This is a genomic window from Mongoliimonas terrestris, from assembly GCF_001927285.1.
GTDB lineage: Bacteria > Pseudomonadota > Alphaproteobacteria > Rhizobiales > Pleomorphomonadaceae > Chthonobacter > Chthonobacter terrestris.
The window spans coordinates 259,998-285,431 of the sequence record NZ_MSIG01000002.1 but is presented as its reverse complement, the minus strand read 5'-3'; the positions used below and the strand labels follow the sequence as shown (position 1 = coordinate 285,431).

Genomic DNA, 25,434 nt, shown 5'->3' with positions numbered 1-25,434 from the left:
CATACCCGTATCGTGAGGTTCGGACTCGTCCGAACCTCACGAGCTTGCTGTCAGATGTCGAGATCGGTGGCGAAGGCGGCGTTTTCCTGGATGAAGGCGAAGCGGGCCTCCGGCTTGTTGCCCATCAGCCGCTCCACCGTGTCGGCGGTGAGCGCGATCTCGTCGTCCACGATGCCGACCCGCAGGAGCGTGCGCGTCTTCGGGTCCATGGTGGTTTCCTTCAGCTGCCCCGGCATCATCTCGCCGAGACCCTTGAAGCGGCCGATCTCCGGCTTCTTGTTGCGGAAGGTGGTGCGCAGCAGCTCTTCCCGGTGGGCGTCGTCGCGGGCGTAGACGGTCTTGCCGCCGTGGGTCAGCCGGTAGAGCGGGGGCACCGCCAGGAAGAGGTGGCCGCCGCGGATCAACTCCGGCATCTCCCGGTAGAAGAAGGTGATCAGGAGCGAGGCGATGTGGGCGCCGTCCACGTCCGCGTCGGTCATGATGATGACCTTGTCGTAGCGGAGATCGTCCTCCCGGTAGTGGCTGCGCGTGCCGACGCCGAGCGCCTGGAGAAGGTCGGAGAGCTGCTGGTTGGCGGCGAGCTTGTCGCGGCCGGCGCTCGCCACGTTGAGGATCTTGCCGCGGAGCGGCAGCACGGCCTGGCTCGCCCGGTCGCGCGCCTGCTTGGCGGAGCCGCCGGCCGAGTCGCCCTCCACGATGAAGATCTCGGAGCCCTGCGCGGCCGTCTGCGAGCAGTCGGCGAGCTTGCCCGGCAGGCGCAGCTTGCGGATCGCCGACTTGCGCTGGACGTCCTTCTCCTGGCGCCGGCGAAGGCGCTCGTCGGCGCGTTCGATCACCCACTCCAGGAGGCGCCCGGCCTGGGCCGGGGAGCCGGTGAGGAAGTGGTCGAAGGCGTCCTTGACGGCGTTCTCCACGATGCGGGCGGCGTCCGCCGTGGCGAGCTTGTCCTTGGTCTGGCCGACGAACTCCGGCTCGCGCACGAACACCGACAGGAGCCCGCCCGCCGACGTCATCACGTCGTCCGGCGTCACCTGGGCGACGCGCTTGTTGCCGACCATCTCGCCGTAGGACTTCAGCGACCGGGTGAGGGCGATCCGCAGGCCCTGCTCGTGGGTCCCGCCGCCGGGGGTCGGGATGGTGTTGCAGTAGGAGTTGACGAAGCCGTCGCCGGCGAACCAGGCCACCGCCCATTCCACCGAGCCGTGCCCGCCGTTGCCCGTCTTCCCGGCGAAGATCTCGTCGGCCACACGGCGCTCGCCCTCGAGCGCCTCCACGAGGAAGTCCTTGAGGCCGCCGGGGAATTTGAAGACCGCCTCCGCGTGCGTCGGCTTGCCGGCGACGAGGCTCTCGTCGCAGGACCAGCGTATCTCAACGCCGCCGAAGAGATAGGCCTTGGACCGCGCCATCTTGAAGAGGCGCGCCGGCTCGAAGCCCTGCTCGGGGCCGAAGATCTGCGGGTCCGGGCGGAAGCGCACGCGGGTGCCGCGCCGGTTCATGGTCTCGCCGAGCTTCTGCAGCGGGCCCTGCGGAATGCCGCGCGAGAAGGTCTGGCGGTAGAGCTGGCGGCCGCGGGCGACCTCCACCTCGAGCGTTTCGGAGAGGGCGTTCACCACCGAGACGCCGACGCCGTGCAGGCCGCCGGAGGTCTCGTAGACCTTGCTGTCGAACTTGCCGCCCGCGTGGAGCGTGCACATGATGACTTCGAGCGCCGACTTGTCGGGGAATTTCGGGTGCGGGTCCACCGGGATGCCGCGGCCGTTGTCGGTGACGGTGAGGAAGCCGTCGGCGGAGAGCTCGACCTCGATCCAGGAGGCGTGGCCGGCGACCGCCTCGTCCATGGAGTTGTCGATCACCTCGGCGAAGAGGTGGTGATAGGCCCGGTCGTCGGTGCCGCCGATATACATGCCGGGGCGGCGGCGGACGGGCTCCAGCCCCTCCAGCACCTCGATGGCAGAGGCGTTGTAGTCCTGCTCGCCAGGGGTGGACGGTGCCTTCGCGGCCGGCGCTGCGGGCGCCGCACCGGGGACGGCCGGACGCGTCTTCGCCGCCCGCGCGGGCTTGGCCGCCGGGGCGGCCTCAGCCGTGACCGGAGGGGTGTCGTCGCCGAAGAGATCGCTGCGGTCCGTCATGTCGTTCGTTCAAACCTGTCGCTGCCGGCCATACCGCGCCGGCTCCATGCCGCCGGCCGAACGTCGCTCGCCCGGCGAACGGCCCGCCGGCCGCGCCGGACCCGCTTGGTTTACGGCCTCGCGGCCGGAATCCCAAGCGCATCGCATGATTCGCCTGTTGAAGAATGCCACGAAACCGGCACGGGACGGTGCATGTTTCTGAAATGTTCTCATCTCGGTGCCTGCCACGCAAGCCCGCCGCGACCGTCTGCCGGTGACGGCTCCTTAAGGACGAGGCGGCAGGATGGCGGCGCGGCCGAGGTGGCCCAGATCCGCGCGTTCGGCGGGTCGGGTTCAGCGGCCGTCCGGACGCGAGGCGGGATCGAACCCGCCGGCGTGTGCGTTCGGCATGGTTGCGTCCTTGTCGAGTGTGGTGTCGATGAGCCTGTCGTCCGCTCAGGTGAAGCTTTCGGCCGATCTGGCCAGCCTGGATGTCCAGGCGGTGGTGGCCGCCCGGGCGCTGTCGCTGCTCCGGCGGGATCTCGACGGGATCCTGGACGGGCCGGACCTGCCGGTGTGGCGGCCGCGCGCCGCCCGCGCCGCATCCCGTGCCGGGCTCGTGGTGGTGCTCGCGGCCACGTTCGCGACGCTCCTCTGAGGGCGCGCGGCGAAACGGCCGGCCGGGCGGGGTTGCGTCCGCCGCCGGCCTGTGCGAACCAAGCCGCCCGCCCTCACGGCCCATTCCCGCATCCGACCTATCGCCCTTCTCCGGGAGACCTTCCATGGCCGCCTGCGGTCTCGATTTCGGCACGTCCAACACGACGCTCGGCATCCCCGGCGCGACCGACCGGGGCGGCGTGCCGAGCCCCGCGCTGGTGCCGCTGGAAGGCGGCGCGGACACCATTCCGAGCGCCATCTTCTATCCGGTGAACGGCGAGCGCGCCGTCGGCCGCGCGGCGATCGGCGCCTATGTGGACGGCGCCCACGGGCGGCTGATGCGGAGCCTCAAGTCCGTGCTCGGCACGTCGCTGATCGACGAGACGACCCTGGTCGGCCGCGAACGGCTGACCTTCCGGCGGGTGATCGCGGACTACCTCGGCACCGTTCGGCGCCGGGCGGAGATCGCCGCCGGTCAGCCGCTCGACGCGGTGGTGCACGGCCGGCCGGTGTTCTTCGTGGACGACGATCCGGCCGGCGATCAGCGGGCGGAGGACACGCTGCGGGCGATCGCCGGGACCATCGGTTTCAAGGCGGTGTCGTTCCAGTTCGAGCCGATCGCCGCCAGCCTCGACTACGAGCGCCAGATCGACCGGGAGGAACTCGCCCTCATCGCCGACATCGGGGGCGGCACGTCGGACTTCTCCATCGTGCGGCTCGGGCCGGATCGGCGGGCGAAGGCCGATCGGGCGGACGACATCCTGGCCAACGACGGCGTGCGCATCGGTGGCACCGACTTCGACCGGCTGCTCTCGCTCGGCGTGGTGATGCCGCTCCTCGGCTATCGCTCCGCCATGAAGCGGGAGGGGCTTTCGGTGCCGGCGGGGTATTTCCACGATCTGGCCACCTGGTCCAACATCAACCGCCTCTACGAGCCGAAGACGCTGCGCGCGCTGCACGAGGTGGAGCGCGACGCCGCCGACCCAAGCCTCTTCGGGCGGCTGGTGAAGGTGGTGGAGGAGGAGCGCGGCCACAGCCTCGCCATCGGGGTGGAGGGCGCCAAGATCGCCGTGTCCGAGGAGGGCAGGGCGGCCGTGGACCTCGCCTTCCTGGAGCGTGGGCTCGCCGCCGCGGTGGAGCGGCGCGACCTTGTCGCCCACACCGAGACGCTTGCGACCCGCATCGCCGCCCGCGTCGCCACGTGCCTTGCCCAAGCGGGCGTGACGGCCGAGGCGATCGACGCGGTGTTCCTGACCGGTGGGTCGACCCGGCTCGCCCACGTGCGCGACGCCATCCTGGCGACGGTTCCGGCCGCGCGGGTGGTGGAGGGCGACACGTTCGGCAGCGTGGGGTTGGGGCTGACCGTGGAGGCGGCGCGGCGGTACGGGTGAGGGGGGAAGGAATGCGTGGGTGGTCCGCCTTCGCGGACCATGACGGGCGCGGTGTTTTCGGGCGTGTGGGAACAGAAACGGCGTCATGCCGGCGAAGGCCGGGATCCAGCTGACGGTGCCTCATCCGCATCGGTGAGGATGACTTCCGAGACGGTTGGGTCCCGGCTTTCGCCGGGATGTCGTCTTGGGGAGGCCGAACAGCCCATCTGAATGTGTCGCGGCGGCCAGTGGCGCGAGCCCTCACGAGAAAAGGGCGCGCCGGTTGCCCGGCGCGCCCCTTCGGTTCCATTCCTGCCGGCGTCAGCCGACGAGGGCGTTGTCGTCGCGCTTGACGGCGATCACGGTCGAGCGGGGCAGCTTGCCTTCGCCGTCCGGGAAGGGCGCGCCCGGGTGCTGGATGCCGACGAACATGGTGCGGCGGTCGGCCGACCAGGTGAGGCCGGTCACTTCCGAGCCCTTCGGGCCGGTGAGGAAGCGCTCGATGCGGCCGGTGGCCGGGTCGCCCGCGAGCATCTGGTTGTTGCCCTGGCCGGCGAAGGCGCCTTCGTTGCTGTCCTCGCCGTCGGTCTGGATCCAGATGAGGCCGGTGCTATCGATCACCATGCCGTCCGGCGAGTTGAACATGTTGCCTTCGTTGATGTTGCCGGAGCCGGCGTAGGCATCCTTGTGGACGACCGGGTTTCCGGCCATCACATAGAGGTCCCACTTGAAGCCGCCTGCGGTGTGATCCTCGTCGGCCGGGTACCAGCGGACGATCTGGCCGTACTCGTTGGCCTCGCGCGGGTTCGGACCACCGACGGCCATCGGGTCGCCGCCGGCGTTGCCGCGGATCTTGCCGTCGTCGGTCTTCACGCCGCGGCGGCTGTTGTTGGTGAGGCAGCAATAGGCCTCGGCGGCGACCGGGCTCACGGCCACCCACTCGGGACGGTCCATCGTGGTGGCGCCCACCTTGGAGGCGGCCATGCGGGTGAACACCGCGACCTCGGCGGCGGTCATGCCGGTGGTCTCCGGCGTGAGGGCCAGCCACTCGCCCGCGCCGTCCTCGTTGAACTTGGCGACGGACAGGGTGCCGTCCGAGAGGAGCGTGGAGGTGTCGCCGCCCGGCACGTAGATGCCGTTGGAGACCCAGCGGTAGAGGAACTCGCCGCGCTCGTCGTCGCCCATGTAGACGACCACGCGGCCGTCGCGGGCCACCACGCAGGCGGCGTTCTCATGCTTGAAACGGCCGAGCGCGGTGTGCTTGACCGGCACGGAGGTCGGATCGGCCGGGTTGATCTCGACGATATAGCCCTGCTTGCGGGGCTCGTTCGGGTGCTTGGAGAAGTCGAAGCGCTCGTCGAACTTCTCGTAAGCATAGCGGCCCTCAGCGGCGATGCCGTAGCGCTTGTAGTCGTCCGGCAGCTTGGCGTCGGCGACAGTGGAACCGAAGTAGCCGTTGAAGTTCTCTTCGCAGGTCAGGTAGGTGCCCCAGGGGGTCTTGCCCGAGCCGCAGTTGTTGAGCGTGCCGAGGACCTTGGTGCCTGTCGGGTCGAGGTCCGTCTTGACGAGGTCGCTGCCGGCGGCAGGGCCGTCGAGGACCATTTCGGTGCGGTGATGGATGCGGCGGTTGAACGGGCTGTCGACCACGATCGACCAGCCGTCGGCGCCCTCGGCGATCTCCATGACGGTGACGCCCTGCAGGTTCTGCAGCTTGACGACGTCATCGGCGGACGTGGGCATGCCCTTCTCATTCTTGGGAAGGTTGATGTCCTCGTTGACGTACTCGTGGTTGATGGCGATCACCTGCTTGTCGCCGATCACGAACAGCTCCATGCCGTCGGTGTTCTCGCCGAACACCTTGTCGGAGGAGGCGACGTCGCCGCCGGTCTCGTGGTCGAGATCGGACACGCCGGAGAAGAGCGGCTGGCCCCACTTGGCGAGCGGCTTCCAGCTGTAGCCTTCCGGCACATGCACGGTGCCGTCGGTGGCGATCGGGATGGGCTTGAACGCGAAGCGGCTGGTCGAGGCGAGCGCCGTCGAGGCGTTCAGGAGGCCGCTGCCGAGCGCGGCGGCGCCGGAGCCGAACACCAGGAGGCCGCCGAGGAAGCCGCGGCGGGAGATCGCGGCCTCGACCACGCGGTCGAAGTCGGTCACGGCCGGCGGCGGATTGATGACCTCGTCCCGCTCGTCCCACGACAGTTTGGACAGATCGACATCACTCATAGCGAGCCTCCACGTTGCTGCGCGGCGTCTGCGGCCGCGTGACTTCGGTGAGCGGCCAGGGTGGGCCGGCCGCCGGGCTTCGTGAGTAATGCCGAGGGATGACAGCCACATGACGGGACAATGACGGCTTGACAGAAGAAGCCTCGCCGGCCCGACAGGAGGGTCGGTCCGGCGAAAAAAGCTAGTTCGAACAGAAGCTTGGTGGAGGGTCGCGGTCAGTGCGACAACAGGACCGGCACCGGCGGCGCGGCCACCATGCTGCGCGTGGCGCCGCCGAGGATGAAGTCGCGCATGCGGGAGTGCGCATAGGCGCCCATCACCAGGAGATCGACGCCGTGGGTCGCGATGTAACCCGCCATGGTCTCGCCGATCGGCCGCCGGCCGCCGTCGACCCGGTCGCAGACCGCGTCGATGCCGTGGCGCGCCAGGTGGCGGCGGATCTCGTCGAAGCCATGGGTTTTCGGGATGGCCTTTTCGTCGCCGACGGTGAAAATCCGCACCGTCTCGGCCCGGCCAAGGAGGGGAATCGCGTCGGCGAGCGCCCGCGCGGCCGGCCGGGTCCAGTCCCAGGCGACGGCGATCGTCGTCAGCGGCACGTCCACGGCGGCCGCGGGCAGGATGAGCACCGGCCGGCCTGATCCGAAGATGACGCTCTCCGCCACCCATTGCTGCTGCACGCCGGCCTCCGGCGCCGGAACGAGGGTGAGGTCGCGCAGGCGGGCGCTTTCCACGACCACCTCGGTGATCCGCGACTCCTCGCAGCGGTAGGTGATGACGTCGCCGGTGATGGCGCTCGTCCGGCAGGCGTCCTCGAACACCCGGGTCGAGTCCGCCGCGTTGGCATGGGCGCGCGCCTTGGCGGTCGCCACCATGGCCGGCAGGTCGAGCACCATGTTGGCGATGGCGTTGCCAGGAGCATGGAACTCCAGGTCGAAGGCGAGCGCCGTCACGCCGGCCCCGATCCGCTCCGCGAAACGCACGGCGGCGCCGATCGAGGCGGACGGCACGGGCTCCGGATAGGTGCTGAAGGGGATGAGCAGGTCCTTGATCATGGCGTCCTCCGTGCGGCGGCCCCTTGCGGAGGGCACGGGTGGCCGCCGTCGCCGACGCGAAGGATGCGCCGGCTTCGGACTGTTTACGTGCCTCGGCGCCGGTCTCATCCGATCCGGTCGAACGCGGACCGGACATGTACGGACGGGCGGGGCGGGCCTTGCGGGCGACGGGGCGGGCGCGGGCCGAGGGGGCGCCGGACGGGGGCCGTCGGCCCGGATCAGGAGGACTGGCGGGGAGGGACCAAACGAAACGGGGCGGCCCGAAGGCCGCCCCGATCCAGGTGCTGCCGATGAGAGGCCGGCGGTCGCCGGCCGCCCGATCAGAGCGAGTAGTACATGTCGAACTCGACCGGATGCGGGGTCATCTCGTAGCGCATGTTCTCTTCCATCTTCAGCTCGATCCAGCTGTCGATGAAGTCGTCGTCGAACACGCCGCCGGCCTTCAGGAAGTCGCGGTCGGCGTCGAGCGAGGCGAGGGCCTCACGCAGCGAACCGCAGACGGTCGGGATGGCCTTCAGCTCTTCCGGCGGCAGATCGTAGAGGTTCTTGTCGGCCGCGTCGCCCGGGTGGATCTTGTTCTTGATGCCGTCGAGACCGGCGAGCAGCATGCAAGAGAAGGCCAGGTACGGGTTGGCGGTCGGGTCCGGGAAGCGGACCTCGAGGCGCTTGGCCTTCGGGTTGGTGGTGTAGGGGATGCGCACGGAGGCCGAGCGGTTGCGCGCCGAGTAGGCGAGCAGCACGGGGGCCTCGTAGCCCGGGACCAGACGCTTGTAGGAGTTGGTCGACGGGTTGGTCAGGGCGTTGATCGCCTTGGCGTGCTTCAGGATGCCGCCGATGTAGTAGAGGCAGGTCTCGGACAGGTCGGCGTACTGGTTGCCGGCGAAGACCGGCTTGCCTTCCTTCCAGATCGACTGGTGCACGTGCATGCCCGAGCCGTTGTCGCCGAAGATCGGCTTCGGCATGAAGGTCGCCGACTTGCCGTAGGCGTTCGCCACCTGGTGGATGGCGTACTTGTAGATCTGCAGGTGGTCGGCGACGGTGGTGAGCGTCTGGAACTTCAGGCCGAGCTCATGCTGGGCCGACGCCACCTCGTGGTGGTGCTTCTCCACGGCGACGCCCATCTCGGCCATGACCGAGAGCATCTCCGAGCGGATGTCCTGCAGGCTGTCGACCGGCGGCACCGGGAAGTAGCCGCCCTTCTTGCGGACGCGGTGGCCGAGGTTGCCTGACTCGTAGTCCGTGTAGGAGTTGATCGGCAGCTCCGAGGAGTCGATCTTGAAGCCGGTGTGGTAGGGCTCGGCGGCGAACTTCACGTCGTCGAACACGAAGAATTCGGCTTCCGGACCGAAGAACACCTTGTCGCCGATGCCGAGGGTGGCGACGTAGGCCTCCGCCTTCTTGGCGATCGAGCGCGGGTCGCGGTTGTAGGGCTCGCCGGACAGCGGGTCGATGACGTCGCAGAAGATGGCGAGCGTGGACTGGGCGAAGAAGGGATCGACGTGGGCGGTGGCCGGGTCGGGGATCAGCGTCATGTCGGACTCGTTGATCGCCTTCCAGCCGGCGATCGAGGAGCCGTCGAAGGCGGTGCCTTCGGCGAACATTTCCTCATCGACCAGCGAGACGTCGAACGTGACATGCTGCAGCTTTCCGCGCGGGTCGGTGAAGCGCAGGTCGACGTATTTGATGTCGTTGTCCTTGATCCTCTTCAACACGTCGGCAGCAGTGGTCATGAGCCCTTCCTTTCAGTGTTCTTAAGTTTTCAGGCCCGCGCCCCAGGGGGCGGGCGGAACTTGGGTTGCGGCGGGAAACCGGACGACGATCAGATCGCGTCGTTGCCGGTCTCGCCGGTGCGGATTCGCACGGCCTCTTCAACGGGCGAGACGAAGATCTTTCCATCGCCGATGCGGCCGGTCTGGGCTGCGTTCCGAATGGCTTCGACGGCCTTGTCGACCATCTCGTCGGTCAGAACAACCTCGACCTTCACCTTCGGCAGGAAGTCGACGACGTACTCGGCGCCCCGATAGAGCTCCGTATGGCCCTTCTGGCGTCCGAACCCCTTCGCCTCGGTGACGGTGATTCCCTGAAGGCCCACTTCCTGGAGTGCCTCCTTCACCTCATCGAGCTTGAAGGGCTTGATGATAGCCTCGATTTTCTTCATCGCCTCCTTGTCCTCGCCGCTTGGTTTCGACCGCCTCACGTGGCCGGAACGCCAATTACAAAGCACGGGCTGTGCCACACGGTGCGATCCACGTCGGTGGCGCGAAATGAGGCGTGCGCACAATGCCGGTTCGCACCTTGGGCAAGCAAGAGCGAATGTTAGGCGCAAAAAATAGGCAATTGCATAGAAAACGATCATGTTTTGGCATTCGCCGTCCCGATGCTTGCGTTCGGACGTACAGGACCGAGGCGCGGCGAGGGCCTATGCCGGGCCATGCCGGCGGCTTACTCTGCGGGCGGAACCCCGGATGACCGCCCGCCGCCGATGACCGAACACCCCGCCGCCCCACCCTTTGCCGAAGGCGACGCCCTGCGCGCGCTCCTTCTGACCCCTGCCGAGATGGGAGAGGCCGACCGCCTCGCCATCGCGGGGGGCGTGCCGGGCACGACACTGATGGAGAACGCCGGCTACGCGGTGGCCGACGACATCGCGGCCCGCCACCCGCAGGGCACGCGGGTCGCCATCGCCTGCGGCCCGGGCAACAACGGCGGCGACGGATTCGTGGTCGCCCGCGTGCTGGCGCAGCGCGGGTTCGTGGTCCGGTGCGGCCTGCTCGGCGAGCGGGCCGCCCTCAAGGGCGACGCGGCCTGGGCGGTCGGCCGCTGGAAGGGCCCGCTCGAGCCGGCCGAGCCGGATCTCGTCCGCGACGCCGTGGTGATCGTCGACGCCCTCTTCGGCGCCGGCCTCGCCCGGCCCCTCGACGGCGCCGCCGCCGCCCTGGTGGCGGCCATCAACGATGCCCGCCGCGCCGGCGCCAAGGTGGTGGCGGTGGACCTGCCGAGCGGGATCGACGGGGCGACGGGCGCCGTGCTCGGCACCGCCATCAAGGCGGACCGGTCGATCACCTTTTTCCGCCGCAAGCCGGGGCACGTGCTGATGCCGGGGCGGGCGCACGCCGGTCTCGTGCGGGTCGCCGACATCGGCATCCCGGACCAGGTGCTGGAGCGCATCGCGCCGCGCGCTGCCGCCAACGGGCCGGACGTCTGGCGTTCGCTCTGGCCCGCCGCCGAGGCGGGTCTCCACAAATACACGCGCGGGGCGGCCCTGGTGGTCTCCGGTCCCGTCGAGGCGAGCGGCGCGGCGCGGCTGGCGGCTTCCGCGGCGCTAAGGGCCGGCGCCGGCATCGTGACCGTGGCGGCACCGACGGCCGCCGTCCCGGTGGTTGCGGCCTACCGGGCGGCTTTCGTGGTGAAGCCAGCGGACGACGAGGGCGCCGTCGCCGCGCTCTTCGACGAACCGCGCCTCAGGGCTGTGGTGATCGGCCCGGGGCTCGGCGTTTCGGGGGACGAGGCCGCGCTGGTGCGCCGGGCGATCGGCCTGCCGGTCGGCCTCGTGCTCGACGCGGACGCGCTGACGCTGATGGCCCGCGGCCGACAGACGGCCTTCCGGGCGCTGAGGGCGCGCGGGACGATGGCCGTGCTGACGCCGCACGAGGGCGAGTTCGCCCGCCTCTTCCCGGACGCCGTCGGTTCCAAGCTGGAACGGGCCCGCATGGCGGCGGCGGAAAGCGGCGCGATCGTGGTGCTCAAAGGGCCGGACACGGTGATCGCCGCCCCGGACGGGCGGGCGCTCATCAACGAGAACGCGCCGCCGCACCTGGCGACCGCCGGGTCCGGCGACGTGCTCGCCGGCATCATTGCGGGCTTCCTGGCCCGCGGGGTTCCGCCGTTCGAGGCGACGGCGATGGGCGTGTGGCTGCACGGCGAGGCCGGCACCCACGCCGGCCCGGGCGCCATCGCGGACGATCTGGTGGAGGCGCTTCGCCCGGCGCTCGCCGCCGGTCTGCCGGACGCGGACGGTCAAGCGGCATGGCGCCGGGCGCCGTGACGGCGGTCCGGACCGCGGCACCCCTGGCCAAAACAGAGCCGCCTTTTCGCTTTCTCCCCGGGAAGGGCGATGATATAGAGACGCCGCCTCGGGCCCCGGCAGCGAAGCGAGCGTGCTCTTTGTCGGGCGGGCGTGGTGGAACTGGTAGACACGACGGATTTAGGTTCCGTTGGCGAAAGCCGTGGGGGTTCAAGTCCCTCCGCCCGCACCAGGCCGACCGAGAGGGTCGGGCCGGATTCCCTCGGGAACCCATGGCCCTCGTGATCCGGTGCCGGATCGCGACCGACCCGCCGAGCCATCGCGCCGCGCCAGGGCCAGACCCGTGTTTCCCACGCCGGCCGAGATGCCGACCGCGGGTGGCCGAGCGGGCGCCGAGGCAGTGAGGACGATGCTCGACGCGGCCTTTCCCGATGGGCCGATGGGCCTCGGGACAGATCGATTCGAAGGACAGGGACGAAAGACCGACCCATGCAGGTGCACGAAACCGCCACCGACGGGCTCAAGCGCGAGCTCAAGATCGTCGTTCCGGCGACGGAACTCGCCAGCCGCCTCGACACATACCTGAACGACCTGAAGGGCCGCGTCCAGATCCGCGGCTTCCGGCCGGGCAAGGTGCCGATGGCGCATCTGAAGAAGATGTACGGCAAGTCCGCCATGGCCGAGATCGTCAACACCGTGATCGGTGAATCGACGAGCAAGGCGGTCGAGGAGCGCAACGAGAAGTCGGCCGTGCAGCCGAAGGTGGACCTCGCGGACGCCGAGGCCGAGAAGGTGCTGGACGGCGCCGCCGACCTCGCCTTCACGCTCTCCTACGAGGTGATTCCGTCCTTCGAGGTGCAGCCGGTGGACGGCGTCTCGATCGAGCGCCCGGTGGTCGATGTGACCGACGAGGAGATCGACGAGCGCATCGCCCAGATCGCCGAGGGCTCGCGCTCCTACGAGCCGAAGGAAGAGGGTGCCGAGGCCGCCGAAGGCGACCGGGTGACCATCTCCTACCTCGGCAAGGTCGACGGCGAGCCCTTCGAGGGCGGCGCCGACGAGAAGGCCTATCTGTTCATCGGCCAGAAGCGCTTCATCCCGGGTTTCGAGGAGCAGCTCGTCGGCATGAAGGTCGGCGACAAGAAGGTCATCGAGGTGACCTTCCCGACCGAATACCCGGCGCCCCACCTCGCCGGCAAGGCCGCCACCTTCGACATCGAACTGTTCGAGGTCGCCGCGCCGGGTGCGGTCAAGCTCGACGACGAGTGGGCGAAGACCCTCGGCCTGGACAGCCTGGACGCCGTCAAGGCGGCCATCAAGGGGCAGGTGGAAAGCCAGTACGGCGCCCAGACCCGCCAGAAGGTGAAGCGCCAGCTGCTCGACCAGCTCGACAAGCAGTACAGCTTCGACCTGCCGCCGACCCTCGTCGGCCAGGAGTTCGAGATCATCTGGCGGCAGGTGACCGCGGAACTGGAGCGCTCCGGCAAGACCTTCGAGGACGAGGGCAGCACGGAGGAGAAGGCGCGCGAGGAATACACCAAGATCGCCGAACGCCGGGTCCGCCTCGGTCTCGTCCTCTCCAAGATCGGCGAGGAGAACAAGATCCAGGTGACCGAGCCGGAGCTGCAGCGCGCCCTGATCGAGCGCGCCCGCCAGTTCCCCGGCCAGGAGCGCGAGGTTCTGGAATACTACCGCAAGGACCCGCAGGCGCTGGCCTCGCTGCAGGCGCCAGTGTTCGAGGAGAAGGTGGTCGACCACCTGCTCGGCCAGGTGAAGGTCGAGGACAAGACCGTCACCAAGGACGAGCTCTTCAAGGAAGACGAGGACGAGACCGCCGCGGCCTGATGGCGCGGACCGTCATCGTCGGGTGAGATCCAGCCGGCCGGAACCTCGCGTTCCGGCCGGTTCCGATTCGGGCCTTCGGGGCGCGGGGCCGCCGCCGGGAGCCACGCCGCCGACGGACTTGCGTTCAGGCGGCCGAAGCCCATATGAGGCCTTCGCGTGGTCACTCGCCCTTCACCGTGCCAACGCTGTTGAGCGACCCGCACGCAAAATTCAGCGTCTCCGGTGTAGCCAAGGGGCAAGCCGGGATGTAACGATCCCCGTCAAACGCGATACCGAGCAGCCGAGGGCGCACGCCCGGCCGGCCCCAAGCCGGCAGTTTTGATGGCCGAGGAGTGGCATGAAGGACCCCGTCGACTTCTACATGAGCACGCTGGTCCCGATGGTCGTCGAACAGACGAACCGCGGTGAGCGCGCGTACGACATCTTCTCGCGGCTTCTCAAGGAGCGGATCATCTTCATCACGGGCGGCATCGAGGACGGTGTGGCCACGCTGGTGTGCGCCCAGCTCCTGTTCCTGGAGTCGGAGAATCCGAACAAGGAGATCGCCCTCTACATCAATTCCCCTGGCGGCTATGTGACGTCCGGGTTGGCGATCTACGACACGATGCAGTTCATCCGCCCCAAGGTGTCGACGCTCTGCATCGGGCAGGCGGCGTCCATGGGCTCGCTGCTGCTCTGCGCCGGCGAGAAGGACATGCGCTTCACGCTGCCGAACAGCCGCATCATGGTGCACCAGCCCTCCGGCGGTTTCCGCGGGCAGGCGGCGGACATCATGCTGCACGCCCAGGAGATCCTGAAGCTGAAGCGGCGGCTGAACGAGATATACGTGAAGCACACCGGCCAGGACCTGAAGACCGTGGAGGAGGCGCTGGAGCGCGACAACTTCATGGACGCCTTCGCGGCCAAGAGCTTCGGTCTGGTCGACGACGTGATCGAGAGCCGCACGGCGCTGGAAGCCGGCGCCGGCAAGTAAGGCGTCGCCGGTCCGGGGTGCGTCCTTGCGGCGCATTCGGGCCGGTCGCGGATCCAGGATCGCCCCGCGGCGGTTCGGGTCCGGGACGACGGGCCTTACGGGTCCGGTGGGATCCCACCGGCACTGGCGGGCGGCGGTAGGTACGTTAAGTCTATCTTGATCCCTGTCGGATCAGCATGCGGCCAACGTGCTTCGTGGCGGCATCGGCGACGGGGACCGGGAGCGACGGGAAAGGGCGCGGACGGCGTCGATCTTGAAAGGGTGGGGACGAACGGCCCCGAACTTGCAAGGCGGCAAAGGAAGCGACCGGCCCGTCCGGGCGGCCCCAGGCCGTCCGACAACCGAGCAGGAACGAATTGGATGACCAAGGTCAGCGGCGGCGAGTCGAAGAACACGCTCTATTGTTCGTTCTGCGGCAAGAGCCAGCACGAAGTGCGCAAGCTCATCGCAGGACCGACGGTGTTCATCTGCGACGAGTGTGTCGAACTCTGCATGGACATCATCCGGGAAGAGAGCAAGTCCAACCTGGTGAAGTCACGCGATGGCGTGCCCTCGCCGGAGGACATCCGGAAGGTGCTCGATGACTATGTCATCGGCCAGGACAAGGCCAAGAAGGTCCTGGCGGTGGCGGTGCACAACCACTACAAGCGCCTGAACCACGCCGCCAAGAACAACGACGTGGAACTGGCCAAGTCCAACATCATGCTGATCGGGCCGACCGGCTGCGGCAAGACGCTGCTCGCGCAGACGCTGGCCCGCATCATCGACGTGCCCTTCACCATGGCGGACGCCACCACGCTGACCGAAGCCGGCTATGTCGGCGAGGACGTGGAGAACATCATCCTGAAGCTGCTGCAGGCCGCCGACTACAATGTCGAGCGGGCGCAGCGCGGCATCGTCTACATCGACGAGGTCGACAAGATCAGTCGGAAATCCGACAATCCGTCGATCACGCGCGACGTGTCGGGCGAAGGCGTGCAGCAGGCGCTCCTGAAGATCATGGAAGGCACCGTGGCTTCGGTCCCGCCCCAGGGCGGCCGCAAGCACCCGCAGCAGGAATTCCTGCAGGTGGACACGACCAACATCCTGTTCATCTGCGGCGGCGCCTTCGCGGGCCTGGAGAAGATCATCTCCCAGCGCGGCAAGTCCACCTCGATCGGCTTCAAGGCCCAGGTCTCCGCCCCGGAGGACCGCCGCACCGGCGAACTCTTCCGCGAGGTGGAGCCGGAAGACCTCCTGAAGTTCGGCCTGATCCCCGAGTTCGTCGGCCGTCTGCCGGTTCTGGCGACGCTGGAGGACCTGGACGAGGAGGCGCTGATCACCATCCTCACCGCCCCGAAGAACGCGCTCGTGAAGCAGTACCAGCGCCTCTTCGAGATGGAGGATGTGGAGCTGACCTTCCAGGAGGACGCCCTGCGCGCCATCGCCCGCCGGGCGATCGAGCGCAAGACCGGCGCCCGCGGCCTTCGCTCCATCATGGAGGCCATCCTCCTGGAGACCATGTACGAGCTGCCGAGCCTCGACGGCGTGCGCGAAGTCGTGGTCAGCCAGGAGACGGTCGACGGCAAGGCGCGCCCGATCTACGTCTACGCCGAGCGGCTGGAAGAGACCGGCACCAACGCCTGATGGTGCCGTGTCGTCCCGGGCGGACGTCGCGCCCGGGGCTTCGCCGCCGCCCGTGCGGGCCTGCCTTCGAGGCGCCCCGCGCGCGCCGCAGTGGACTGATCCGGACCGGCGCGGATCGCGCCGCGAAGCGTGATCGCCCGGTGCGCCGGCGGACTTGAAAATGCCTGCCCAGTCCGCCACTTGAAGGTGGACGCGGCGGTGCCGGAAGCTCGATCAGCGGTGTGGAACGTGCCTTGCCAAGGGCGTTCCGGACCGGCTGTCCGGAAGGGTGGGTCACCGCTCTTCCTCACGAACGTATCGCGTTTCCAAAACGACGGAACGGTCGACCTCGGCCCGTCTCCCAAAGGCCGCTCCACCGCGTCGACCATGAGGCCGCTTCGCCGCCGCTCCCCATCCTCCCTGGGGCGTCCGGCTGGGCGGGCCGACAAGAAAGGACGTTACCCGATGGCCGATACCCCCACCGCGTCCGGTCACGACAAGGACATCTTCCCGGTTCTGCCGCTCCGCGACATCGTCGTGTTCCCGCACATGATCGTGCCGCTCTTCGTCGGCCGCGAAAAGTCCATCCGCGCCCTCGAAGAGGTGATGACGGCGGACAAGCAGATCCTGCTCGCCACCCAGAAGAATGCCGGTGACGACGATCCGGCGCCCGGCGCCATCTTCGAGGTCGGCACGCTTGCGACCGTGCTGCAGCTCCTGAAGCTGCCGGACGGCACCGTGAAGGTGCTGGTCGAAGGCGGCAAGCGCGCGCGCATCACCCGCTACCTGGACCGGACCGAGTATTTCGAAGCCGAAGCGCACCTCCTCGACGAGGACGCCGGCGAGCGCGTGGAAGTCGAGGCGCTGGCCCGGTCGGTCGTTGCCGAGTTCGACAACTATGTGAAGCTCAACAAGAAGGTCTCGCCCGAGGTGCTCGGCACCATCGGCCAGATCGAGGACTACTCCAAGCTCGCCGACACGATCGCGTCGCACCTGGCGGTCAAGATCGCCGAGAAGCAGGACATCCTGGGCCTGACCTCGGTGACGGAGCGCCTGGAGCGTGTGCTCGGCCTGATGGAGAGCGAGATCTCCGTCCTGCAGGTGGAAAAGCGCATCCGCTCGCGCGTCAAGCGCCAGATGGAGAAGACCCAGCGCGAGTACTACCTCAACGAGCAGATGAAGGCGATCCAGAAGGAGCTCGGCGACGGCGAGGAAGGCCGCGACGAGCTGGCCGAACTGGAAGAGCGTATCAACAAGACCAAGCTGACCAAGGAAGCCCGCGACAAGGCCCTCGGCGAGCTGAAGAAGCTGCGCCAGATGAGCCCCATGTCGGCCGAGGCCACGGTGGTGCGCAACTACCTGGACTGGCTGCTGGGCATTCCGTGGAAGCAGCGCTCCAAGGTGCGCAACGACCTCGCCCACGCGGAGGCGGTCCTCGGCGAGGACCACTTCGGCCTAGAGAAGGTCAAGGAGCGCATCATCGAGTATCTGGCCGTGCAGTCGCGCGCCAACAAGCTGAAGGGGCCGATCATCTGCCTCGTCGGCCCTCCGGGCGTCGGCAAGACCTCGCTCGCCAAGTCGATCGCAAAGGCGACCGGCCGTGAGTATGTGCGCATGTCGCTCGGCGGCGTGCGGGACGAGGCCGAGATCCGTGGCCATCGGCGCACCTACATCGGCTCGATGCCCGGCAAGGTCATCCAGTCGATGAAGAAGGCCAAGAAGTCCAACCCGCTCTTCCTGCTCGACGAGATCGACAAGATGGGCATGGACTTCCGCGGCGACCCGTCGTCGGCCCTGCTGGAGGTGCTGGATCCGGAGCAGAACGCCACGTTCATGGACCACTATCTGGAGGTCGAGTACGACCTTTCGGACGTGATGTTCGTGACCACGGCGAACACGCTCAACATCCCGGCGCCGCTGATGGACCGGATGGAGATCATCCGCATCGCCGGCTACACCGAGGACGAGAAGGTGGAGATCGCCAAGCGCCATCTCCTGCCGAAGGCGATCGCCGACCACGGTCTGCGCAAGGGCGAGTACGAGATCACCGAAGAGGCGATCCGTATGGTGATCCAGCGCTACACCCGCGAGGCGGGCGTGCGCAATCTCGACCGGGAGATGATGACGCTGGCCCGCAAGGCGGTGACCGAGCTTCTGAAGAACAAGGTCGAAGGCGCGTCCGTGACGGTGACGCCGGAAAAGGTCGAGGCCTACCTCGGCGTGCCGCGGTATCGCTACGGCGAGGCGGAGGAGGAGGCCATGCTCGGCGTCGTCACCGGCCTCGCGTGGACGGAAGTCGGCGGCGAACTCCTCACCATCGAGGCGGTCCAGCTGCCCGGCAAGGGTCGCATGACGGTCACGGGCAACCTTCGCGACGTGATGAAGGAGTCCATCTCGGCGGCGGCGTCCTATGTCCGCTCCCGGGCGATCGACTTCGGCATCGAGCCGCCGCTGTTCGACAAGCGCGACATCCACGTGCACGTGCCGGAAGGCGCGACGCCGAAGGACGGTCCGTCCGCTGGCATCGCCATGGTGACCTCCATCGTTTCGGTGATGACGGGCATTCCGGTGCGTCACGACGTGGCGATGACGGGCGAGATCACGCTCCGCGGCCGGGTGCTGCCGATCGGCGGCCTGAAGGAAAAGCTGCTCGCGGCGCACCGCGGCGGCATCAAGACCGTGATGATCCCGCAGGAGAACGCCAAGGATCTGGCGGACATCCCGGACAACGTGAAGAGCGGGCTCGACATCATCCCGGTCTCGCGCATGGACGAGGTGCTGCGGAACGCCCTGACGCGCATGCCCGAGGCCATCGTGTGGGACGAATCAAAGGTGGTGGCCTCCGCGCCGCTTCCTGACGAGGATCCGGCTGCCCTGACGGCGCACTGACGGCCGACTGGCAGGTCCGACAATTGCGTGACAGAAAACCCCGGCGGCCACCGCCGGGGTTTTTTTCTTGTGGTCTCCGGCCCCGGATCCGCGGTTCGAACCATCAAATCACTTGCATGCCTCAACACACCCACAGGTTCGCCGGGAGGGTGGTCGCACGGCGCTCCTTTTTCGACACGAATGCCGGAAAACCGCGCTTTTCGCCCTGGTCACCCCTTGCTTTTGGGCGGAAATCCGGGAAACGTGCCGGCCGAGGCGGCGGTCGTCCGATCGCCTCCGTCACGGATCGAAAAAGGGATAAGACATGAACAAGAACGATCTGGTCTCGCAGGTCGCCGACAAGGCGTCGCTCACCAAGGCGCAGGCTGGCGAGGCCGTGGATGCCGTGTTCGACGTCATCAGTGGCGCCCTGAAGGCCGGGGACGAGGTCCGCATCGTGGGCTTCGGCAACTTCGTCGTGACCGAACGCGCCGCCACCGAGGGTCGCAATCCGCAGACCGGCGAAACCATCCAGATCCCGGCTTCCAAGCAGCCGAAGTTCCGCGCCGGCAAGGGCCTCAAGGACGCCGTCAACGGCTGAACCGGCTCCGGCAGGCGAGGGCGGCGCAGCGGCGCTCCCCCTGCCGTCCAGGTTCCTCGGGCACGGCCCGGCAGCCATCCGGCAGCCGGGCCGCTCTTGTTTTTGGGTTTGGCCGGCAGCCATCCGGCAGCCGGGCCGCTCTTGTTTTTGGGTCAGGCCGGCAGCCATCCGGCAGCCGGGCCGCTCTTGTTTTTGGGTCAGGCCGGCAGCCATCCGGCAGCCGGGCGGCTCTTATTACAGGACGGCCCGCAGCGGCGATCCGCCGGTCGCCGGCTGCGGTCTTGCCAACGGCGGGTGGACGCCGTAAACCCCGAGGGCAGGGCGCCCTCGATCCTCGGACGGGGCGTCGCCGACGTGGGGACGGGCGGTTAGCTCAGTTGGTAGAGCGCCTGCTTTACACGCAGGATGTCGGCGGTTCGAGACCGTCACCGCCCACCACGTCCCATCACGCGCAGCCCTCCTCATCGTCATCGCGAGCCGCTCGTCGCGCGGCTGGACCGTTTAAGGCCGAATGCGTCCGGGCTGCCGCTGGACGCCGCCCCACGCCCACGGAGCGACCGCTGCCGGCCCGGCTGGTCCCGCGTTTTTTGAATGTGTGAGGGCGCTGTGCAGGCTTGGCGAGCCGCTCCGCTCGTTTGACGGCGACGGGTGGGACCGGGCGCCGAGGACGGTGACCGGTGGTGTTGAGAGGCGGAGGTGCGATTCTCGGGCTTCGGCGCCGATCGGGCCGAAGCTCTTCCAACTGAAGCGGAATCGGGTCCGCCGATTCTTCAGCCGGCTGACCGCGGCCATGATTTTCCTCGGGGCTCGGCGCGGCTGAACCGGGCGTTCCAGCCGCTTTTCGGCGGCGCGCGAGCGCTCCGGTCCGCGCCTGAAAAAGGCTGCTTGACTTCCCTCCTGGCATCCCCTACTTCAGCGCCACCGACGACGAACACGGCGCGGCCACGGCCAAGACGGTTCGACGAAAGCCCAAGCGGGGGTGTAGCTCAGTCGGTTAGAGTGCCGGCCTGTCACGCCGGAGGTCGCGGGTTCGAGCCCCGTCACTCCCGCCATTCTTTCCAAGCACTTAGCTGGTCCGATCGGCTGCCGAGTTCAAACTCGGCCCAGCGAGTTCAGACTTTCTGATCACGGCTCGTTCTTCTGGCGCATCTTGCGGCGGCCCTTGAGGCGCGCCTCGGCGACGGCCTGTAGGCTGGTGACCGACGCCGGGACATAGGTCTCGAAGAGGGCATTCGAAGCCGAGAGCGTGTTCCCCATCGCATGGGCCAGCTGCTCGGCGCGCGCGCCGCCAGCGATCGCTTCCACGGCCCCAGACCGGCGGATGTCGAGCATCTGGCGGGTCTCACGCTCGCCGAACACCAATACCCTAACTTCACGGAAGTCGGCCGCCATCGCGTTCTTCGTGTAGGGCGCCGGAATGCGCGGCCTGCCACCCTTTGAACCGGGCGGCGGGGCGTATCCGCGCGTCCGGAACAGGGGCTGATCCGGAAGCGGGGTGAACGGCAGAGTGGCGACATAGGCGTCGACGATCGCGCGGGTTCGGCGCGACAGCGCTGCGCGCACCGAGACGCCCGTCTTCGCCCGGGTCGTCGCGATCGTATCAGCGAGCAGCTGGCCGGCTGTAAGGGCGCGCACGTCGCCGGGCGACATCTGGGTGTCCCACTGAACCGCGAGAGCAGCGGCAAGGCCCCGGTATCCCTCGCGCCAGGCGCGCTTGGCGAGACGGGCGATCTCGCCGTCGGACCAGGTGGCCGACCGGCCGGGCGCCGCGCTGTTGCGAACGCCGAGGGACGGGTCGGCGTCGCGCTCGCAGTAGTGCATGGCGGCGGCGACCTTCCAGAGCGCGCGCCAGATCTTGAGGGCCCGGTGCGTCTCCCGCGTCCCGACGCTCTCTTGGAGGTAGGCGCGCCAGGCGCTGATCTCCTCGAGGCCCACTGTGTGGGGCGCCACGTCGCCGAAGACGGGGCGGATCCGGCGCCAGCCGCGCCACCAGTCGTCCCTCGTGGCCGGCGCCTTGCGCGACCATTCCGGCGTGCGCCGGTAGCGGCCGAACGCCTCGCCGAGGGAGGCTTTTGGGTAGACGTTGGCGGCTTCCGGATCGGCGTCGGTGGCGGCGGCCGCGTGGATCGTCACCCGCTCGCCACGACGATGGCGCTGCCACCGCTCGTTCCACGTGATGGCGACCTTCCAGGCCTCTGGACCGTCCGGGCCGCAGGGCACCTGCGCAAAGCCTTCGGCGCGCATCTTGGCCGTGGGCTGCCAGTAGCCGCGGCCCTTGATGACGACGTAGTACGGGATCTTCACTCTACCCACCGCGCACCCTCGCCAGCCTGTCAGCCACGACCTCGCGAGCGTCGCGCGCGGCCGGAGGCGCCGTCAAGCTGGCGTCTTCTGGAAACAGATGGGCATGGCGTTTCCGCCGCCAGCGATCGATGGCGTCGAGATCGAACATGCCGGTGGTCTGGTCGGGCGGTGGGAAGCCCCGCGACAGCAGCTCGGGGAGGGCGCGAGTGAAGGCATCCTCGTCGAGGCCGAGGCGTCGGGCGGCTTTCACGGCCGGGATGTCAGCGGGATCGACGCGGAAGCGGATGTCAGCCATCGCCGCTCTCCGTGGTCGGGGTGGCGGGTGCGGCGGTGCGGTTGCGGATGGCGGCGGCGAGCGCCTGGGCCATGACGGCGGTCATTTCCTTCTTGGTGCTATGGATCCAGACCTCGATGTCAAAACCGATGCTCGCCCCCTCGCAAAGCAGCGCGCACGCCTCACGTTCGACCCTCACCGCCTCGGCCGCCGCCCGCTCGGCGTCAGCGAGCCGGGCTTGCAGATCCGCAATCACAACCTCCGCGCTCGGAACCGGTTTGCGGCGCGCGATCTCGTCCGGGTCGCCCCCTTCCAGGAGGTCGGCGAGGCGAGCCAAGAACACACTCCGCTCGTGGTTTTCGATGCTGTAGGACGTGCTGCCCGGCCCGTATTGGGCATCGTGCACGTGAGCGAACGACGCGAACCGGCTCGAAAGCATCCGCAGGTACGGTGCGTATTCTTTCGCTTCCTCCTCCACGGGAGCGGCAACAAGACGGGCAGCCTCGATAAGCCGGCGCACGTCGGCATTCCAATGCGCCGCCGCCTTTGTTCCAACGCCTGCATCCTTCGCCATGGCGGCTTCCATGCGGGCGATGACGGCATCCAGCGGCTCGTCGGCCGGCGGGGCGCCCATAGTGGTGATGGTCATGTCACGGCCTCGCAGGTGAGGGGGTTGGCGAGCTTGAGAAGGACGTCGGCGTGGCAGGGGGCGTCCAGGGCGCACCAGCAAGCGAGGTCGCGGCCCTGGATCTGGTGCAGCTCGGCCCGGATGTGGGAGGCATGGTCGTGTAGCCATCCACGAACCTGTCGTCGGCCGTCGGCACTGAGCTCGTTGGGCAGCAATCGGTTGATCGGGTCGGGGCCAGCGCGCAGTAAGCGGCGGTAGAGATCGACAGCATCGCCGGCGTCGAGATCCGTGCCGATCGCTGCATCTTCGATCGGATACGGCGGCAGCCAGAAGCGCCCCGGGCGACCCGGCTTCCACGGATTTCCCCATAGGGTAGGGCGGCCGACGTAGACCGCGCCGGGCGGCATGCGCCAGCCGGGCGCGCGGGAGCGCTGGATCCGGACCGGCATCAGCGCGCCTCCGGATAGGAGTCGTGGAGGACGCCGTCCACGAGACGGCCCGCGCGGGCCTTGCCGACGCGGAACATATCCGGTTCGTCGTCGATATGCTGGTCCGGTTGCGCCTTCCCGACGCGCTCAAAGATCCAACGCTCGTCGAACCACGTCGCCGCGTCGATGGCGCGTTCGTTGGGGCCAGCGACTTCGCCCGGTGCCCACTCCCCCCACTGCTTGAAGAGGAAGGGCACGCCGGCTTGCTGGCACTGGTCGCGGATCTCCCGCGGCCAATCGGGATGCATCGGCCGGGCGCCGGGGCCGGATTCGCCGCCGACCACCACCCAATCCAGTTTCACCACCTCGCAATGGACGCCGGCTGGCTCTCCATCGGCGCTGTAGGGGCCACTCTCTATGACCTTCTGGACGGCACGATTGAAAGGGCACTGCTCACCGCGCGGGATATCGGCCCACCGGCATCGTGGGCGGCCGTAGCCTTCCCCATCATCGCAGCTTTCGCAGGCGCTCTCGGGATCGGTCCAAGAGGACAGATCCACCGCCCCGAGCAGCGGCTCGGCGGAGATCCACCGTACGGCGGCCGGGGTGTCGAGCAGGATCGGGATCCGCGCGTCGGCGGTCGCCTGGTCTTCGACGCTGACGCCGAGCCAGACGTTGGCGAGAAACGGATGATGCGCGATCTGCGGCGCGGGAAGTCCCATGGACGCCGCGGCATCAATCACGGTCCAAGGAAAAGACAGCGGGTCCGAGCGGGTAAGGTACTCACGCATCCGCTCCGGCCGCTTCGTCAGCACCTGGAAGGTGTGCTGGTCGGCCAGCGCCATCACCGCGAACACGCGGTGGATCGTCTCGTCCGGAACGCTCTCGTGGAAGAGGTCGCTCATGCTATTGACGAAGATGCGGGCCGGCTTGCGCCAGGTCAGCGGCTTCAGGAGCACATGATCCGGTGCGACGGCGATCTTGCCGGTCCAGACCGGGCCGGCCTTGGAGGGCTGCGTGAGGCCGGCGTAGTGGGGCGCGGTGCCCATGGCTTCGATCCGCCCGGCCATCTTCATCGCCGCCCGGCGCAGGTCGACTGGGCGGCTCGTGGTGCAGCTCTCGCACCAGGCGTCCAGCCGGTAGCCGAAGTCCAGCATGTCGCCGATCGTCTCCACGTGGATGGGGCGCTCTGTCATCCAGTGGACATGGCGCAAGAACGAGACGGGAACAACGGACAGGACGTGTCAGCGCTTTCGAACCGGCGCGCTTCGCCGGCCTGTATGCGCGCCAGAAGACGCCGCGCTTAAAACATTCGCTCTTTTTATTTACTTCGCAGGTCTGAAGCCCTGAAGCGGCTTAACGATCAATACAGCATCTCAACTAACGGAAGGTAAAATCAGGTTTACCCGTCATCGACATGGGGCGACCTAGATAAACAAAGGCAAGTATCGGTACATTCCGAAATGATCGGAACATCAGATAAGGAACGAGAATGCCTGTCAAGATTATGACAAAATCGGAGTTCCAACCGTAATCGCGGAGGGTGTAGTGGATGAACTGGTGGAAAAACATGATCACGAGAGAAGCTTCTCCGACGCTCGCTACCGGTGCAGCAATCGTCGGGATCTTCTCGAACCGTCGGCAAATTTCAATGTAGATGACGCTAATGGCAAGCGCTAACGCGATACCAAAAAGCGGAGGTCCGAAATCGAGGTATTTCATATCAACAGAAAAATCGACGCCTAGTCTATAAAGAGCTATACATAACAAGATTACGGCGCCGGACAAGAATAGTAGTAGGGAGCGCTTCCTATCAAACTCCCGCATCATGTGGCCGAACCAAATGATTACGACAGCCATCGGCACCGCGCTGATATTGAATGGTGATACAATGCCGGCGATGGTGTACGACAAGGCATAGCCCATAAGCAAACACACGAATATCGTGCCGATGGATTGGACCGAGTACGGGCTTTTATAGCGATTGACAATCCTGTTGTAGAGCAGCATTGCGATAAAAAGACAGCTGACGAACCAGAATACGCCGAACACACCCTTCAAAGCGGCGCCACCGTATATCATTTTCGCCACATCGATCAGCAAATCATAGAAGCTTGGGACATGGCCTAAACTTAACTGAGAAAGTTTAGTTAGGCAAAACAATGTCACGAGAAAGGAAACATATGGCAAAACAAGAGATGTCGTTTTCTTTCTGCGAAATTCGTAAGTGGATGACGGCTTAAACAAATAGCCGGACAAAACGAAAAATAGAGGCATATGAAAAAGGAAAATCCAATCCCGTAGTGAGTCGCTAACGTGTCCGATAACAACTAAAATTATACCGAAACCTTTAGCGACATCGGGCCACAATAGCCGATCAGTCGTGATGTGCATTTGAATGATCCTGGGTAACGACCTAAAATACAATCGGCCGGGTCGGTTTGGACGCTAGCGCAGTTTGCCACTCGCCAAAG

At 67.4% G+C, this 25,434-nt stretch carries 19 protein-coding genes and 3 tRNA genes; 11 read left to right on the top strand and 11 right to left on the bottom strand.

Going from position 1 to position 25,434, the window contains the following annotated elements:
• Positions 1–50: 50 nt before the first annotated feature.
• The gene (gene parE / locus BUQ68_RS03715) at positions 51–2,129 is read right to left on the bottom strand and encodes a DNA topoisomerase IV subunit B (protein ID WP_075214587.1); all 2,079 of its coding nucleotides are present in this window, start codon (positions 2,127–2,129) and stop codon (positions 51–53) included.
• Positions 2,130–2,547: 418 nt separating this feature from the next.
• On the opposite strand from parE, the gene BUQ68_RS03710 reads away from it, so the two are divergent.
• Together BUQ68_RS03710 and BUQ68_RS03705 are read left to right on the top strand one after the other, a co-directional pair.
• Positions 2,548–2,766, top strand: coding sequence for a hypothetical protein (locus tag BUQ68_RS03710; protein WP_075214586.1), 219 nt, complete (start codon positions 2,548–2,550; stop codon positions 2,764–2,766).
• Between the two features lie 124 nt (positions 2,767–2,890).
• Positions 2,891–4,156, top strand: a complete 1,266-nt coding sequence (locus BUQ68_RS03705) for an Hsp70 family protein (RefSeq protein ID WP_075214585.1) — start codon at positions 2,891–2,893, stop codon at positions 4,154–4,156.
• A 300-nt stretch (positions 4,157–4,456) separates the two neighbouring features.
• On the opposite strand, the gene BUQ68_RS03700 is transcribed toward BUQ68_RS03705, so the two are convergent.
• From BUQ68_RS03700 to BUQ68_RS03685, 4 genes are all read right to left on the bottom strand, one after another.
• Positions 4,457–6,358, bottom strand: a complete 1,902-nt coding sequence (locus BUQ68_RS03700) for a PhoX family protein (RefSeq protein WP_075214584.1) — start codon at positions 6,356–6,358, stop codon at positions 4,457–4,459.
• A 215-nt stretch (positions 6,359–6,573) separates the two neighbouring features.
• Positions 6,574–7,410, bottom strand: a complete 837-nt coding sequence (locus tag BUQ68_RS03695) for a universal stress protein (protein ID WP_075214583.1) — start codon at positions 7,408–7,410, stop codon at positions 6,574–6,576.
• Between the two features lie 320 nt (positions 7,411–7,730).
• Positions 7,731–9,140 (bottom strand): type I glutamate--ammonia ligase, encoded by a 1,410-nt coding sequence (glnA, locus tag BUQ68_RS03690; protein ID WP_075214582.1) that lies wholly within the window; start codon positions 9,138–9,140, stop codon positions 7,731–7,733.
• An 89-nt stretch (positions 9,141–9,229) separates the two neighbouring features.
• On the bottom strand, positions 9,230–9,568 hold the full coding sequence (locus BUQ68_RS03685) for a P-II family nitrogen regulator (protein WP_075214581.1): 339 nt from the start codon (positions 9,566–9,568) through the stop codon (positions 9,230–9,232).
• Between the two features lie 324 nt (positions 9,569–9,892).
• Between BUQ68_RS03685 and BUQ68_RS03680 the strand changes: the two genes are divergently transcribed.
• The 9 genes from BUQ68_RS03680 to BUQ68_RS03640 all read left to right on the top strand — a co-directional run bounded on the left by BUQ68_RS03680 (position 9,893) and on the right by BUQ68_RS03640 (position 20,378).
• Complete coding sequence (locus tag BUQ68_RS03680; protein ID WP_075214580.1) at positions 9,893–11,455, top strand: bifunctional ADP-dependent NAD(P)H-hydrate dehydratase/NAD(P)H-hydrate epimerase; 1,563 nt, start codon at positions 9,893–9,895, stop codon at positions 11,453–11,455.
• Positions 11,456–11,581: 126 nt separating this feature from the next.
• Positions 11,582–11,666 (top strand) — tRNA-Leu (locus BUQ68_RS03675).
• Positions 11,667–11,923: 257 nt separating this feature from the next.
• Positions 11,924–13,279, top strand: coding sequence for a trigger factor (gene tig, locus BUQ68_RS03670; protein ID WP_075214579.1), 1,356 nt, complete (start codon positions 11,924–11,926; stop codon positions 13,277–13,279).
• Positions 13,280–13,616: 337 nt separating this feature from the next.
• Positions 13,617–14,252, top strand: a complete 636-nt coding sequence (locus tag BUQ68_RS03665) for an ATP-dependent Clp protease proteolytic subunit (RefSeq protein WP_075214578.1) — start codon at positions 13,617–13,619, stop codon at positions 14,250–14,252.
• Between the two features lie 360 nt (positions 14,253–14,612).
• The gene (clpX, locus tag BUQ68_RS03660; RefSeq protein ID WP_075214577.1) at positions 14,613–15,878 is read left to right on the top strand and encodes an ATP-dependent Clp protease ATP-binding subunit ClpX; all 1,266 of its coding nucleotides are present in this window, start codon (positions 14,613–14,615) and stop codon (positions 15,876–15,878) included.
• A gap of 444 nt (positions 15,879–16,322) precedes the next feature.
• On the top strand, positions 16,323–18,746 hold the full coding sequence (gene lon / locus BUQ68_RS03655) for an endopeptidase La (protein WP_075214576.1): 2,424 nt from the start codon (positions 16,323–16,325) through the stop codon (positions 18,744–18,746).
• Positions 18,747–19,050: 304 nt separating this feature from the next.
• Complete coding sequence (locus BUQ68_RS03650) at positions 19,051–19,326, top strand: HU family DNA-binding protein (RefSeq protein WP_075214575.1); 276 nt, start codon at positions 19,051–19,053, stop codon at positions 19,324–19,326.
• Between the two features lie 362 nt (positions 19,327–19,688).
• Positions 19,689–19,764: transfer RNA gene (locus BUQ68_RS03645), tRNA-Val, on the top strand.
• Positions 19,765–20,301: 537 nt separating this feature from the next.
• A tRNA-Asp gene (locus BUQ68_RS03640) sits at positions 20,302–20,378 on the top strand.
• A gap of 73 nt (positions 20,379–20,451) precedes the next feature.
• Here BUQ68_RS03640 and BUQ68_RS03635 read toward each other — a convergent pair.
• The 6 genes from BUQ68_RS03635 to BUQ68_RS03610 form a co-directional block, all read right to left on the bottom strand.
• Positions 20,452–21,639, bottom strand: a complete 1,188-nt coding sequence (locus BUQ68_RS03635; RefSeq protein ID WP_139315144.1) for a hypothetical protein — start codon at positions 21,637–21,639, stop codon at positions 20,452–20,454.
• Positions 21,632–21,925 (bottom strand): hypothetical protein, encoded by a 294-nt coding sequence (locus tag BUQ68_RS03630; RefSeq protein ID WP_075214573.1) that lies wholly within the window; start codon positions 21,923–21,925, stop codon positions 21,632–21,634. The genes BUQ68_RS03635 and BUQ68_RS03630 overlap by 8 nt, the downstream gene beginning before the upstream one ends.
• Positions 21,918–22,553, bottom strand: a complete 636-nt coding sequence (locus tag BUQ68_RS03625) for a hypothetical protein (RefSeq protein ID WP_075214572.1) — start codon at positions 22,551–22,553, stop codon at positions 21,918–21,920. Before BUQ68_RS03625 ends, BUQ68_RS03630 begins: the two co-directional genes overlap by 8 nt.
• Complete coding sequence (locus BUQ68_RS03620) at positions 22,550–22,981, bottom strand: DUF4326 domain-containing protein (protein WP_075214571.1); 432 nt, start codon at positions 22,979–22,981, stop codon at positions 22,550–22,552. Before BUQ68_RS03620 ends, BUQ68_RS03625 begins: the two co-directional genes overlap by 4 nt.
• Complete coding sequence (locus BUQ68_RS03615) at positions 22,981–24,117, bottom strand: DUF5131 family protein (RefSeq protein WP_175577725.1); 1,137 nt, start codon at positions 24,115–24,117, stop codon at positions 22,981–22,983. The genes BUQ68_RS03620 and BUQ68_RS03615 overlap by 1 nt, the downstream gene beginning before the upstream one ends.
• A gap of 223 nt (positions 24,118–24,340) precedes the next feature.
• Positions 24,341–25,354, bottom strand: coding sequence for an acyltransferase family protein (locus tag BUQ68_RS03610; protein ID WP_075214569.1), 1,014 nt, complete (start codon positions 25,352–25,354; stop codon positions 24,341–24,343).
• Positions 25,355–25,434: the final 80 nt, after the last annotated feature.